Here is a 12971-nt window from a genome sequence, read left to right as displayed (position 1 = left end):
CGATTCCACGCGGGCCAACATATCCGAAACGATGACGATTTACCCTACTACTCGACGCAGCGCTCTCACAAGCGGGCTTTTGGCTTTGCGTGAAGATGCCACATGGACCAAGCCGCCACATCCTCGCCTCAGTGTGGCTGCTCTCATCGGCGGCATTGGATTGCCTTCCAGAACCGCAATTCTTTCGGTTGTATGGGTGGTCCATCAAGAGAGCTTGCTTTCGTTCAGACGGTTTAGAATGTCAAGCGGTATCAGATGCCTGGATGTGCAGCGTCGAGAGGAGGCCCCCTCCCGCAATCGATGCATATAAACCGAACGCTCAGGTTGAGATTGGGCGCGTAAGAAGGAATTGTTAGCGCGGAAGGCGCACATGATTTAGTACTATTTGACAACTGGAAAATTGTCGCATCGGTCGTAGACTTCTGATTGTAGCCAGCAAGCCAAGCGAGATGCGGCTAAGAGCGCCGGTGCGCTCGTCGGTGCAAATAAGCCGAAACAGGCGGTTCGACTCCGCGGCCGCAACCACGCCCTTCAACAGCATCACAGTTGATGGATGAAAAGCTGCAATTGCAACTAATCCGAAGGGGCACACGCCCACCAAATTCCGCCTCACACGTTGTGCCGGAAAAGAAGCTTACTCGCCATCAGACTAAGGTCCGTGTTCAACGCAGCTCTATTCGGATAGTGCATGACTGCCCCCGGTCGCCGACACCACTGCCACCCGTCGGCGGTCTGCCCTGTCATCGGACCAACCTCCGGTGACAGGGCGAATAATCAGGCGTTGGATCGGCGTTCGCTCGATGCCGCATGGACAGTGACCTCCCGCCGGAGGGGCGCTTCATCCCTTGCTGTCAAGGCCAGCCGCTAGCGAGACCCCGAAGGCGGCCCGAGGTCATGCGTTGAGTATCAGCGCGTTCCTGACAAAGGATCACAACCATTCCTCTTCGCCGACCGCCCATTATCTTTCCGCAAGTCGGTATGCGTCGGCTGCGACGATTGAAAGCCGTCCGTCGTCAACACCTGACCCGCGACGGTGTGACTATCCGGTCGCCTTCGTTGCCATCATCTGCTGCTTCGAGCACTCGGCACCCACGCGATGCTGAGCAACTCCACGAATAGGAGTTGATAGCACCGAGCGCATTACCTGGACGCAGCCACATCTTTTCGATGAAGTGCGAAGCCTGATGCCCTCTGACCGCCCAGTTCCGACCGGAGTTGCATGGTCGGAATATGGTAATCCCCGCCATTTTGGCTCCTGTAAGGAATGGGGCTTGTTGTTTCGAGCGTTCGCATCCGATCGCGCAGATGTTTCGCAGCGGCTTCGAAGCGGGCGTCGTCGAAGCGATCGGTACTATAGGTCACGAAGGGCGGCAGCACATCGTAGCCAGGATAGTAGAGAATGCCGTGATTGATCGGAAATAGAAGATCGTCGATGGGACCGTTGATTCCCCGAGGAGCGTAGTGTTCTTCCCACCCCCCTGCGGTTACGATCAACATGGCTCGCTTGCCGACCAAGGTTCCCTCTCCATAGCGATCACCCCAGCGCTTGTCGCTGTGTTCGCCAACGCCATAGGCGAACCCATAAGCAAACACGCGGTCGACCCAACCTTTCAGGATGGCCGGCATGGCGAACCACCAGAGCGGAAACTGCAGGATCAATGCATCAGCCCAGAGAAGCTTTTCGATCTCCCCTTTGACATCGTCCGTCAGCGTATCGCCGCTGAAGGCATGTTTGGAAGCGGCGACCGGCATAAGCCGCTCGTCGGGAGCCAAAGACGGGAAATCCGCGCGGTCGATCTCCGATTTCCAGCGCATGGCATGTAGGTCGGAAACCTCTACCGTGTGGCCGGCTGCTTCCAGCTCCTGGACCGCAACATCACGTAACGATGCCGATAAGGATTTAGGTTCGGGGTGAGCGAAGACGATGAGCACATTCATGGTGACACCTGCTTGTTGAAGAAAACTCTCCCTAAGCTAGGCCATGTTCCGCTAATGCGTTATATAGCAGGGATGGATAGGATAATGCCGAATAATGGATAGATCGGACATCACGCTCGAACGCATTCGCACCTTTGTCCGCGTCGCCGAACGCGGCAATTTGTCGGCTGTGGCGCGTGAGTTGAACATTGGCCAGTCCAGTGTCACGCGGCATGTGCGTGAGCTTGAAGAAGCCCTTGGCGTGGCACTGTTGAGCCGCACGACCCGTCGTGTCACGCTCACCGAGGAAGGGGGACTTTATTATGCCAATGCCATCCAAATCCTGCGCCTGCTGGAACAGGCGACCGATGAAGCGCGAAGCGCGCGGAGCGTCTCCGCCGGCTCGGTTCGCATTTCTTGTACGGCAGCGCTCGGCGTCCGGCATGTCAGCCGTCTGGTCTTCGCCTTTCAGGATCGCTACCCGGACATCGCAGTCGACCTCAGCCTGACGGATGAACGCGTTGATCTCATCCGCGAAGGCGTGGACATCGCACTGCGCCTCGGTCCGCTCGCCGACAGTTCGATGAAGCTGCGGGCGATCGGTCAAAGCCGGCGCGTTCTCGTCGCCTCTCCCGCCTATCTGGCAAGCCGTGGCCGGCCGGCGACACCCGAGGAGCTCAAGGACCATGAGGGCGTTCGCATGTCGAACGTTGCCGGAAGCGAATCTCTCGCGCTTGAGCGGGCGGGAGGCACGCGCCACCTCGTGCCTTTCAGCGGGCATCTGCGCGTTGATCACGGGCTCGCCGCGCGCGAAGCCTTTATCGCGGGTCGCGGCCTGGGCCCCGCTCATATCTGGCTGGTGGACGACCTTCTCGCGGACGGCCGGCTCGAAACGGTGCTGCCTGACTACGCTCCACCGGCCGTGCCGTTGAATATGCTTATCGCGCCCGAACGAACCGGCATCGCGCGTGTCCGGCTGCTGGTCGAGTTTCTGGCAGAGGGAATGCTCCGGGTCCCTGGTATAGAGCGGTAAGGGGCAAGAAGTTAAAACGCTGCCTGAAGCAGGGCGCGCAAAATGGCGCAACGGTTTGCCGATTCCGAAGACTCCGCCATATGGCGTGGAGCGTAATTTGAATCTGGCGCCGCGGCGGAGATGGCATAGAGGCAGCGGTCTTCATCAAGAGGAAATCTGGACAAGCCTTTCGCGATCTCGACATCCGTCGTTATGCGGTCGACGGCCAGCCGAGACTCGGGGCCACCGTCTGAGCGGGATTTGGTCATAGCCGCACATTCTCTGCAGGACCGAAAGTGGGCGGCAGGAGGAAAACAATCTCGTCGGCTGCCGCCAAGCCAGACCCGCGTCCCGAGCCGGAGCGCCTAGGGCGCACCCAATATTTCCCCCGCAATGCCACCATCACATGTTGGATCGGAAATGATCTGCCCTAGATCAGTGAAAGGGAGATATCGGTAATTGTCTTGCCTCTGTTCGAAAGCGGAAAAGGCCAGCGATGATCTATGATGCCGTTGTCGTGGGTTCTGGTTTTTCCGCCATTTCCACCGTTTGCAATCTCGTAGAGCTGCTCCCTGAAACGGCATCGATCGCCATTGTCGGCGACGATCCTGGCTTTGGTCGCGGGACCGCCTATCGGACAGAACTCTACTTGCATCGGCTGAACGTGCCGGCCGGTCGCATGAGCTTGTTTCCGGATCGTCCGAATGCCTTTGTCGAATGGCTGCGGGAACGCAAGCGGCCGCTGGACGCGGGAGATTTCGCCTCCAGGCAGGACTATGGCCTGTATATTCGAGACAGTTTGGCCGCTTTGCTGCGCAACAGGAAACAGCGTTGTCGAGTCGACTTCATCAAGGCCAAGGCGACGGGATGCGTTGAGCGATACGGTTCCGCGCTCGGCTTTATTTTGGACAACGGCAATGAGATCGCCGGGCGAAGCGTCGTGCTCTGTCTCGGCGTTGGCAATGCACCATTGCCGTTTGATGTTTCCCGACTATCCGCGGACGTGCGCTCCCATATCATCGAAAATCCATGGCGGCTGTCATGGTTGAGACGGGTCGGTAAGGCCGATACGGTCTGTATCTTGGGTTCGGGACTGACGATGATCGATCAGGTTTTGGCACTGTTTGCCCACGGTTTCACCGGCAAGATAATCGTATTGTCACGGCGCGGCCTCGTTCCGCACGATCATGTCAGCCATCCCAAGTCGGCGGTCGATATCGACGTCGAAGCCTTGCCCACGCGGATGAGTGAACTCCTGCATGTTCTCCGTCGCGAGAGCAAAGATGCGGGGGACTGGCGCAGGGTCATGGATGGCTTACGCCCGAAGACGCAAGCTCTCTGGTCGAGATTGCCGGAGATCGAGCGCCGTCGCTTTTTACGCCATGCCTTGCCGTGGTGGAACATTCATCGTCATCGTGTTGCTCCGGATGTGTTCCGGCGGTTTGAAAGGATGCTGCAAAACGGCCAGGTTTCGATCCGAGCCGGCCATCTGCGGAATGTCGAGAAAACCAAGGCTTTAACCGTACATTACCGGCCTCGCGGCGAGAGCTTTACAGCATCCATCGAGGCGGACTGGATCGTGAATTGCACTGGCATGGAACGAGCAGGCATCGCGCATTCCCCATTGCTGCAGGAGATGCAGCGCAAAGGCCTGATCGAGGCGGATCCGCTTGGTCTCGGATTGGTGGTCGATGCTCGCTCACGCATCCCTGGCTCGAGCGGCAAGGAAGCAATCATCTATGCCGTTGGCGCGCTGACCGCTGGCCAATTCTGGGAAATTACCGCCGTGCCGGATATCCGCGTGCAGGCAAGAAAGGTTGCCGAGGCGATTGCGGATAGATTGTCGTGAAGGATCGATATCCGCCGACTTGAGAGCTGGCGGTCAGCTCTGTGCGACACGCACGATCAGCTTACCGAAGTTCCGTCCTTCCAGCAGCCCGAGAAAAGCTTCCGGAGCGTTTTCGAGCCCATCCACGATGTCCTCCTTATATTTGAGGCGCCCCTCGGCAATCCATTTTCCGGCTTCTCGATAGAAATCGGGGCGTTGATCGGCAAATTCGCGTTGTATGAAACCCCGGATGGTCAGGCTCTTTCTCAGGATGGCGCGCATTACAGCAGGCAATTGGTCCGATCCACGCGAAGTGGACGGGTCTTCGTTGTAATGCGCGATCAGTCCGCAGACCGGAACGCGCGCGAAATCGTTCAGCAATGGAAACACCGCGTTCCAGACATGTCCGCCGACATTTTCGAAATAAATGTCGATGCCGTTCCGGCAAGCAGACGCGAGCCGGGCTTGAAAATCGTCGGCCCGGTGATCGATCGCGGCATCGAAGCCGAGTTCGTCGCGGATATAACGGCATTTGTCCGGGCCGCCTGCAATACCAACTACTCGCGCACCAAAGATCTTGCTGATCTGCCCGACGGCCGAGCCGACCGCGCCGCTGGCGGCGGCCACGACCAATGTCTCTCCCGCCTTGGGCCGCCCGATATTGCGCAGCCCCGCATAGGCGGTGAAGCCCGGCATTCCGAGAATGCCGAGTGCCGTCGAGATCGGCGCCGCATTCGGGTCAAGCTTGCGTAATCCCGCGCCGTTTGAGATCGCATGGCTCTGCCAGCCGGAATGGGAGAGGACGATGTCTCCCGGCGTGAACTCCGTATTGCGTGATTTGACCACGCGCGCAACGGTTCCTCCTTCCATCACGCCGCCAATCTCGACCGGCGTGGCATAGGATTTCGCGTCGTCCATCCGGCCTCGCATATAGGGGTCGAGGGAAAGATAAAGGATCTGCAGAAGGACCTCGCCTTCGTCGAGATCCCGCAAGGTTTCCCGTTCAAGCCGGAAGTTCGCCGCGACCGGTTTTCCAACGGGACGGGAGGCAAGCACGATGCGGGTGGTGACGGGCTGATTGGCCATGTGGAATTCCTTATCTCAAGTTCTGCTTCCGAACGCGATGCAGGATTTCGTAATCTCAGTTGCAGCCGTCCGAAGTTCGTGTCGTATCACCGTGTGTGAGCGTCGGTCTTCAAACTCATTCCTTGAACCATAGTGCGACTCCATTGGCGGCATCGGCATCAACAAGCAGGCCGCCCTCGAAGGCGCGAGGCGAAAAGCCTCCTTGCGCCAGCACATCTGCGGTTGCTTCAACCGATCGTACCTTCAGTCCGAGCGCCACTTTTCTTTCGTTACCGTCAAAGCTTGCCGGAATGGCGGAGCCGAACCGGGAGGCGGCGTCAACCTCGGACAGGATATGAAGTGTGACGATGCCGGCGTGAATTACAATGCCGTCCCTGCTGATTTCAGGCGCGGCGGTATCGGCAAATCCGCCTAGCAGTTCGGTTAGCGCTTCGGGAGCGCGGCTGACGATGAAGACATCGACGATATCGAGAACACCGTTGGGGTGGCTCTGATCTCTCTGCTGCCACACCAGCTCCGGCGTATTGTGCTGGCAGAAAAAGAAGCGGCCATTGGAGATCGCCTCCTTGCCGATCTGGAAGGTGCGGAAACTGGCTGACTTCTCTATGCCTCCCACGTTGACAGGGCGCGAGAAGTCCCGCCATTCGGTGACGGATTTGCCGGCATCGCCCAATTCGCGTTGCAGGCTGGCTGCGTCCGTGGTTCGAAAGGCAAGTCCGTTCAAACCGATCGGATAAGACCAGAGATCGGTGCGTTTGTCATCACTGTCAGGCGGAAATCCGAGTAGCTCCAGATAGTTCTCGCCGAACACGGCAAGATGATTGATGGAGCCCAGGGTATGGTAACCTCGTGGCGTCAGCGCGAAGCCGAGTTTGCGATAGATCGCAGCGGCCTCGTCCAGCCGATCAAGGACGCCAATGACGGCGTGATCGAGGATGAGGGGTTGGGCAGTAACAGCCATTGGGGGCTCCCGACATAGAGGTATGTTAAATTGCGGTCTTTGCGCCGCATTCGGCATGCCGCGGCTTTGGTGATCACATCAGCAACCGTGTTCGCGGGCCGAACGGGAGCGGCTGCTGAAATGCGTCGAACAGGATTGGCTATCCACGGTAAGGCTGACGTCGATGCGAACCGATCTCATGAGATAGTTCGACGGATTTCGATTGCAGCTCATGGCTAGTACCGTCATCGACAAGATCATCGAGAATGAGCGCCCGATATTCTTGCGCCAGCAGCCTTGTCTCGATCTCGTCGCGTTGTGCCGAGAGGCGAAAGAAACGACGCAGCCTGCTCATGATATGCCTCCTTTACGCGGCTCGGTTGAGATTGCCAGACGTTGTGGATACCAACTTGTGGATTGCTTGCAGCACGTCGGAGGCGGCGGCAAAATGTTGGCCGTCAAGGTCATAGACGTGAAACTTGACCGCGATGAACCTTAGCGCGCCCTTGTCCGGAACGACGATGCCCACCGGAATGCCGGCATATTCAATCACCTGTCTGGTCATTTTCATCACCCCTTGAAATGGATTCTTCCGAACGAACGATCGGCGGCGTTCTAAGTTCGATTAGTCCATTAATTTAGTGGATTATATATGTAAAAGATGCGGTGAGCTATTCGCGGCGGTGCCAAATAGTCGGGCGATAGGGGAAAACAATTCTAGTAGAAGAGGTTGAAGGGTATTGAGGAACGTGCATTGGAGATTGTGAAATTGTTTCTAAACGTCCGAATATCGCGCCGCTCGCTTCAAGCGGATGCCAACCCCATCAAGGAGCCACCGCCTATTCAACCTCGTGATATACCCGCGCGTTCGTTTCCTGACTTGCGATCAAATTAGAATATTAATTCTATAGATAGCTTGGTGTTTGCCGTAGTTTGATGCGCGTTTTCATACAGAGGCTTACACAATGGGCATCAAAGCCAAATTCAAGGCGGCAAGTTTACTAAGCGTGTGGCTATTGGTGGCGCCGTCGGCATTCGCCGATGACCAGCCGGTCAAGGGCGGCACGCTGATTTATCTTGAACAGCAGGCGCATACGAACCTTTACCCGCCGGCGGGCGGCTTCTATCCGAATGGTGGCATTCTCAACCAGATCACCGACAAGCTCACCTATCAGAACCCGAAGACGCTCGATATCGAGCCGTGGATCGCCGAATCCTGGACAGTCAACGACAAGGCGACGGAATATACGTTCAAGATCCGCAAGGGCGTGACATTTTCCGACGGTTCTCCGCTCGACGCCAATGCCGTGGCGAAGAATTATGATACGTTCGGCCTTGGCAACAAGGAGCTGAAGCAGCCGGTTTCCGAGGTCATCAACAACTACGATCATAGCGAAGTCGTCGATCCCTATACGGTCAAGTTCTACTTCAAGAAGCCGTCTCCGGGTTTCCTGCAAGGAACCTCCGTGATCGGATCGGGCTTGGTTTCCCTAAAGACGCTGGCATTGCCTTTCGACCAGCTCGGCGATGCGACGAAGATCATCGGGTCCGGCCCCTTTGTCGTCGAAAGCGAGACGCTCGGCAAGCAGCTCTCGCTGAAAGCGCGGACAGACTATAACTGGGGTCCAAACAAGTTGGCGCATCAGGGCCGGGCCTATCTGGACGGGATCAAGTACATCATCACCGGCGAGGACAGCGTGCGCATCGGCGCATTGCTTTCCGGCCAGGCCGATTTCATCCGTCAGCTGCAGGCCTATGACGAGAAGCAGGTGTCCGATCAGGGTTTCGCGATCTATGCGGCGCCGACCCGCGGCGTGAACGACAGCGTCGCCTTCCGTCCGGACAATCCGCTCGTCGCCGATATTAGGGTTCGCCAGGCGCTCCTGCATGCGACCAACAACAAGGAAATCGTCGATACGCTGTTTTCGGCAAATTATCCGCAGGCGAAATCGGTCATTTCGTCGGCCGCGGCCGGCTACACGGATTTGTCGTCGAAGCTGACCTACGATCCGGCTCTTGCTGAAAAGCTTCTGGATGAGGCAGGCTGGAAGAAGCGCGCGAGCGGTGTTCGCGAGAAGGATGGCAAGCCACTTTCGCTTGCCGTCTATGAATCCTTGCCCCAGCCGCAGAACAAGGCCGTGCTGCAGCTCGTCGCGCAGCAATGGGCCAAGCTCGGTGTCAAGCTGCAGGTTCTTGCCGGAACCTCGGGAAATCTGGTGACCGACAATGTCGATCCAGCAAGGACACCGCTGGTCGTCGCTGAGGTCGGCCGCGCCGATCCCGATGTCATCAAGAGCCAGTTCTATCCCAAGAATCGCGATGCCCTGCTGCAAAAGGGCGGCCTCAATCCCAAGGCGACTTTTTCGGATGACAAGCTGAACGGCACCCTGGAAACCGTCGCCTCCGAGACGGATCGCGACAAGCGACTGGCGGCGGCCAAGGCCGCGCAGGAATATCTGCTCGATCAGGCCTATGTCATCCCCTTCTTCGAGGAGCCGCAGGTCTTCGCTGGCGCGCCTTACGTGAAGGGGGTTGCATTCGAGGCCGTGGGACGTCCGTCCTTCTACAGCACCTGGCTCGCTGAACATTGATGAAAAGGGGCTGGCCCGGCGTGGTGCCGGGCCCTCCTTCATGCGAAGATATGGTAGCGGCATGGCAAGATACATATTATCAAGGTTCGGGCAGGCGCTGTTCGTCCTATGGGCGGCCTTCACCGTTTCGTTCGTTTTGCTGCAGTCGCTGCCTGGCGACGCGGTGCTGATCAAGTTCCAGAACCCGGATTACGGACTAAGCCCCGAACAGCTTGCCGATATCAGGGCGGCTTATGGCGCCGACGGATCCTTCCTGCATCAATATGCCCACGCAGTCTGGAATTTTTTGACGGGGGATTTCGGCTATTCACTGCAGGCAGGCGTTCCGGTGAGCTCGCTGCTTGCCACCAACCTGCCGCCATCCCTTCTGCTCGCAGCATCGGGGTTTGCGGTGGCGACGCTTCTCGCCGTTCTGATCGCGATTGCCTGCAATCTCTCCGTTTTTACCTGGCTGCGTGGCCTGATCCAATCCATTCCGTCGCTGTTCATATCGGTGCCGACCTTCTGGCTCGGCATCATGCTCATTCAGATATTCTCCTTCCGGCTTCGCCTCGTACCGGTCATCAATCCCGGTCCATGGGAGGGTCTCTTCCTGCCCATCCTGACGGTCGCGGTGCCGATTTCGGCGCCGCTCGCGCAGATATTGCTGAAGAACATCGACGAAGTCCTGACGAAGCCTTTCGTGCCCGTGGCTCGGGCCAAGGGACTTTCGCATGCCAAGGTCCTATGGCGACACGTCTCCAAGAATACGCTCCTGCCGGTTCTGACCGTTGCCGGATTGCTGTTCGGGGAACTGATCGCCAGCGCGGTCATCACCGAAACGGTGTTTGGCCTCAATGGTATCGGCGGGCTGACGAAACAGGCCGTGGACAGTCAGGATGTCGCCGTTCTTCAAGCGATCGTCGTCATCGCCGCGACCGCTTTCGTCGTCATCAACCTTGTGGTCGATCTTCTCTATCCCGTGCTCGATCCGCGTCTGAAAACCAAGCTGGGAGCTGTGTGATGGCAGCGATCGAAACCGCCCGACATCATCCAGACCTCGATGCGTCCGACCGGAACATCAGTATATCGCCCGTGACGCTCGAGACAGATGTTCGTGAGAACGCCGGAGCTGGCCGGCGTTTTTCGCGCATCCGGCCTGGTCTCTTCCTTGCCTGCCTCATCCTCGCGCTGGCTGTCCTTTGGGCACTCGTCCCCAGTCTCTTTACGATCTACGACCCTGTGCAGGGCCTGCCCGGGCAACATCTACGACCGCCCAGCGCCACCCATCTCCTGGGCACGGATTCGCTCGGGCGGGACCTCTATGCCCGCATCGTCTATGGTGCGATACATTCGCTATCGGGCGCGCTCGCGGCCGTTGGCATCGCGCTTGTGGCCGGCACGACGCTCGGCGTCCTTGCCGGATCGTTCGGCGGCAGGATCGAGACGGTCATCATGAGGCTGGTCGATGTCATGCTGTCGATACCGGATCTTCTCTTGTCGCTCAGCATCATCGTTCTACTCGGTTTCGGCACCGTCAATGCCGCGATCGCCGTCGGCTGCACGCTGATCGCCAAGTTTGCCAGATTGGTTCGCTCCGAAGTCGTCACCGTGCGGCGAAGCGAATATGTCGAGGCCGCCTTCGGCAGCGGCGGGACATTCCTCAAGGTGCTCTGGCGCCACATCCTGCCGAATTCACTGACCTCGGTGATCGCCTTTGCTGCGCTTCAGGCCGGCTGGGCGATCCTGCAGCTCGCGACGCTCGGCTTTCTCGGCTATGGCGCGCCGCCACCGACACCGGAATGGGGCCTGCTGATCGCCGAAGGACGCAATTATATCGCAACCGCCTGGTGGCTGACGGCGGCGCCCGGACTTGTCGTCGTCCTGGTGGTTATTTCCATCAATCGCATCAGCCGGGCAATCGGGAGCATCGGGAAATGACGGCTCCGATCATTGAAACCATTAAGGAAGAGGGTGCGCCGATCCTCGATGTGGCGGGCCTCAGGGTCGCCTATCGCGACAAGAGCGGCCAGCGCACGGTCGTTCACGATATTGGCTTTGAGGTTCGCGCCGGCGAAGTGGTCGCCCTCGTCGGCGAATCCGGTTCAGGCAAGAGCTCTACCGCACAGGCGTTGATCGGCCTTCTGCCCGAAGGCGGCATTCTCCAGCAGGGAACCATCCGCCTGAACGGCCAGGATATTGCCGGCTGGCCGCAAAGGCGGCTGGATGGCATTCGAGGTTCCATCATCAGCCTCGTGCCGCAGGATCCGGGCAATTCGCTCAATCCGGTGAGGACGATCGGCGAACAGGTCGCCGAAATCCTGACGGTGCATGGCCGGGCGTCTGGAGCGGCTGCTCGCGCTCAAGCAATCGAATTGCTGGAACGTGTCGGCCTTAGCCAGCCTCAATTGCGCGCCAGGCAGTATCCGCACGAGCTCTCCGGCGGCATGCGTCAGCGCGTGTTGATCGCCATTGCCATTGCGCTGAAACCTTCGCTGATCATCGCCGACGAACCCACCAGTGCCCTGGATGTGACGGTACAGAGGCACATTCTCGATCTGATCGACGATCTGAGACGGGAATATGGCACGGCGGTCCTCTTGGTGACCCATGACCTCGGGGTCGCCGCCGATCGATCCGACAGGTTGATCGTCCTGCAGCACGGCCGCATCCAGGAGCAGGGGCGCACGGCCGACATTCTCGCAAACCCGCGAAGCAACTATACGCGCCGCCTGCTTGCCGACGCGCCATCGTTGAATGCGCGGCCGAAGGCCGCCCCCGCACACCCGGTCGCATCCGTCGCGGCAGACGACGACATCGTCGTGGTCGATCGGCTGGTGCAGGATTTCGGTGCCGGTCGCGGCGGCAGTTTCCGGGCGGTCGACGATGTTTCTTTTCGCGTTCGCCGCGGCAGCACCCATGCAATCGTCGGTGAATCCGGCTCCGGCAAGACGACGACGATAAGGATCGTTTCCGCCTTTCAGAAGCCGACTTCGGGTCAGGTACTGATCGACGGGCTCGACCTGGCTTCGTTGCGCGGTGAAGCGCTGAGGCAGCTGCGCAAGAAAATCCAGCTCGTCTATCAAAATCCCTATGGATCGCTCGACCCACGCCAGACGATTACGGGGATCGTCGAGGAGCCGTTGCTGAATTTCGAACGGCTGCCCCGCCGTGAGCGATTGGCGAAGGTGGCGGCCACTCTCGACAAGGTCAGACTGCCAGCCGACATATCGCAACGTCGGCCGCATTCGCTTTCGGGAGGGCAGCGCCAGCGCGTCGCGATCGCCCGTGCGCTGGTGCTCGATCCGCAGATCCTGGTGCTCGACGAGGCTGTCTCCGCGCTTGACGTAACGGTGCAGGCGCAGATCCTCGATCTCTTGGGCGAGTTGCAGCGCGAGCTTGGGCTAACCTATCTGTTCGTCTCCCACGATCTCGCCGTCGTGCGACAGATCGCGGACACTGTCTCGGTGCTGAACGCCGGGCAGCTGGTCGAGACGGGTCGCGTCGAAGACGTCTTTTCCAATCCAAGCAGCCCGTACACACGCGAGCTGATCGATGCGGTGCCAGGCAAGAAGTTTCCGCGGGCGACCGCGCCCGTCCTTATCAATGCAGGATGAT

The 12971-nt window shown here is 58.9% G+C and carries 11 protein-coding genes; 6 read left to right on the top strand and 5 right to left on the bottom strand.

Annotation, left to right across the window (positions count from 1 at the left end):
• Positions 1–1140 precede the first annotated feature (1140 nt).
• The gene (locus FBZ97_RS29725; RefSeq protein ID WP_113388558.1) at positions 1141–1938 is read right to left on the bottom strand and encodes an NAD(P)H-dependent oxidoreductase; all 798 of its coding nucleotides are present in this window, start codon (positions 1936–1938) and stop codon (positions 1141–1143) included.
• 94 nt (positions 1939–2032) lie between these two features.
• On the opposite strand from FBZ97_RS29725, the gene FBZ97_RS29720 reads away from it, so the two are divergent.
• Both FBZ97_RS29720 and FBZ97_RS29715 read left to right on the top strand, forming a co-directional pair.
• Positions 2033–2950 carry a LysR family transcriptional regulator gene (locus tag FBZ97_RS29720; RefSeq protein ID WP_113388559.1) on the top strand — a complete coding sequence of 306 codons (918 nt, stop codon included), beginning with the start codon at positions 2033–2035 and terminating at the stop codon, positions 2948–2950.
• Positions 2951–3425: 475 nt separating this feature from the next.
• Positions 3426–4778: an FAD/NAD(P)-binding protein gene (locus FBZ97_RS29715; RefSeq protein WP_113331250.1), complete on the top strand. Its 1353-nt coding sequence runs from the start codon at positions 3426–3428 to the stop codon at positions 4776–4778.
• 33 nt (positions 4779–4811) lie between these two features.
• On the opposite strand, the gene FBZ97_RS29710 is transcribed toward FBZ97_RS29715, so the two are convergent.
• The 4 genes from FBZ97_RS29710 to FBZ97_RS29695 all read right to left on the bottom strand — a co-directional run bounded on the left by FBZ97_RS29710 (position 4812) and on the right by FBZ97_RS29695 (position 7348).
• Positions 4812–5843 carry an NADP-dependent oxidoreductase gene (locus FBZ97_RS29710; RefSeq protein ID WP_145323212.1) on the bottom strand — a complete coding sequence of 344 codons (1032 nt, stop codon included), beginning with the start codon at positions 5841–5843 and terminating at the stop codon, positions 4812–4814.
• Between the two features lie 115 nt (positions 5844–5958).
• Complete coding sequence (locus FBZ97_RS29705; protein ID WP_113331248.1) at positions 5959–6804, bottom strand: VOC family protein; 846 nt, start codon at positions 6802–6804, stop codon at positions 5959–5961.
• A 139-nt stretch (positions 6805–6943) separates the two neighbouring features.
• Positions 6944–7138 carry a hypothetical protein gene (locus FBZ97_RS29700; RefSeq protein WP_113331247.1) on the bottom strand — a complete coding sequence of 65 codons (195 nt, stop codon included), beginning with the start codon at positions 7136–7138 and terminating at the stop codon, positions 6944–6946.
• 12 nt (positions 7139–7150) lie between these two features.
• Positions 7151–7348: a hypothetical protein gene (locus tag FBZ97_RS29695; RefSeq protein ID WP_145323210.1), complete on the bottom strand. Its 198-nt coding sequence runs from the start codon at positions 7346–7348 to the stop codon at positions 7151–7153.
• Positions 7349–7748: 400 nt separating this feature from the next.
• On the opposite strand from FBZ97_RS29695, the gene FBZ97_RS29690 reads away from it, so the two are divergent.
• From FBZ97_RS29690 to FBZ97_RS29675, 4 genes are all read left to right on the top strand, one after another.
• Entirely contained in the window at positions 7749–9374 is a 1626-nt protein-coding gene (locus tag FBZ97_RS29690; RefSeq protein ID WP_145323208.1) for a TIGR04028 family ABC transporter substrate-binding protein, read from the top strand.
• Positions 9375–9435: 61 nt separating this feature from the next.
• A complete protein-coding gene (locus FBZ97_RS29685; protein ID WP_145323206.1) occupies positions 9436–10377 on the top strand; it encodes an ABC transporter permease in 942 nt (313 codons plus the stop codon).
• Positions 10377–11294 carry an ABC transporter permease gene (locus tag FBZ97_RS29680; RefSeq protein WP_145323204.1) on the top strand — a complete coding sequence of 306 codons (918 nt, stop codon included), beginning with the start codon at positions 10377–10379 and terminating at the stop codon, positions 11292–11294. The genes FBZ97_RS29685 and FBZ97_RS29680 overlap by 1 nt, the downstream gene beginning before the upstream one ends.
• Entirely contained in the window at positions 11291–12970 is a 1680-nt protein-coding gene (locus FBZ97_RS29675) for an ABC transporter ATP-binding protein (RefSeq protein ID WP_145323202.1), read from the top strand. The genes FBZ97_RS29680 and FBZ97_RS29675 overlap by 4 nt, the downstream gene beginning before the upstream one ends.
• Position 12971: the final 1 nt, after the last annotated feature.

Source organism: Rhizobium sp. ERR 942 (genome assembly GCF_007828395.1).
In the GTDB taxonomy this organism is placed as follows: domain Bacteria; phylum Pseudomonadota; class Alphaproteobacteria; order Rhizobiales; family Rhizobiaceae; genus Rhizobium; species Rhizobium dioscoreae.
The sequence above is the reverse complement of the archived record's forward strand: the minus strand, read 5'-3'. Positions and strand labels throughout refer to the sequence as shown.

Bases quoted from the DNA above. Each gene is read 5' to 3' on its own strand.
- FBZ97_RS29725 (WP_113388558.1), bottom strand. From the start codon at position 1,938: ATGAATGTGCTCATCGTCTTCGCTCACCCCGAACCTAAATCCTTATCG.
- FBZ97_RS29720 (WP_113388559.1), top strand. From the start codon at position 2,033: ATGGATAGATCGGACATCACGCTCGAACGCATTCGCACCTTTGTCCGC.
- FBZ97_RS29715 (WP_113331250.1), top strand. From the start codon at position 3,426: ATGATCTATGATGCCGTTGTCGTGGGTTCTGGTTTTTCCGCCATTTCC.
- FBZ97_RS29710 (WP_145323212.1), bottom strand. From the start codon at position 5,843: ATGGCCAATCAGCCCGTCACCACCCGCATCGTGCTTGCCTCCCGTCCC.
- FBZ97_RS29705 (WP_113331248.1), bottom strand. From the start codon at position 6,804: ATGGCTGTTACTGCCCAACCCCTCATCCTCGATCACGCCGTCATTGGC.
- FBZ97_RS29700 (WP_113331247.1), bottom strand. From the start codon at position 7,138: ATGAGCAGGCTGCGTCGTTTCTTTCGCCTCTCGGCACAACGCGACGAG.
- FBZ97_RS29695 (WP_145323210.1), bottom strand. From the start codon at position 7,348: ATGACCAGACAGGTGATTGAATATGCCGGCATTCCGGTGGGCATCGTC.
- FBZ97_RS29690 (WP_145323208.1), top strand. From the start codon at position 7,749: ATGGGCATCAAAGCCAAATTCAAGGCGGCAAGTTTACTAAGCGTGTGG.
- FBZ97_RS29685 (WP_145323206.1), top strand. From the start codon at position 9,436: ATGGCAAGATACATATTATCAAGGTTCGGGCAGGCGCTGTTCGTCCTA.
- FBZ97_RS29680 (WP_145323204.1), top strand. From the start codon at position 10,377: ATGGCAGCGATCGAAACCGCCCGACATCATCCAGACCTCGATGCGTCC.
- FBZ97_RS29675 (WP_145323202.1), top strand. From the start codon at position 11,291: ATGACGGCTCCGATCATTGAAACCATTAAGGAAGAGGGTGCGCCGATC.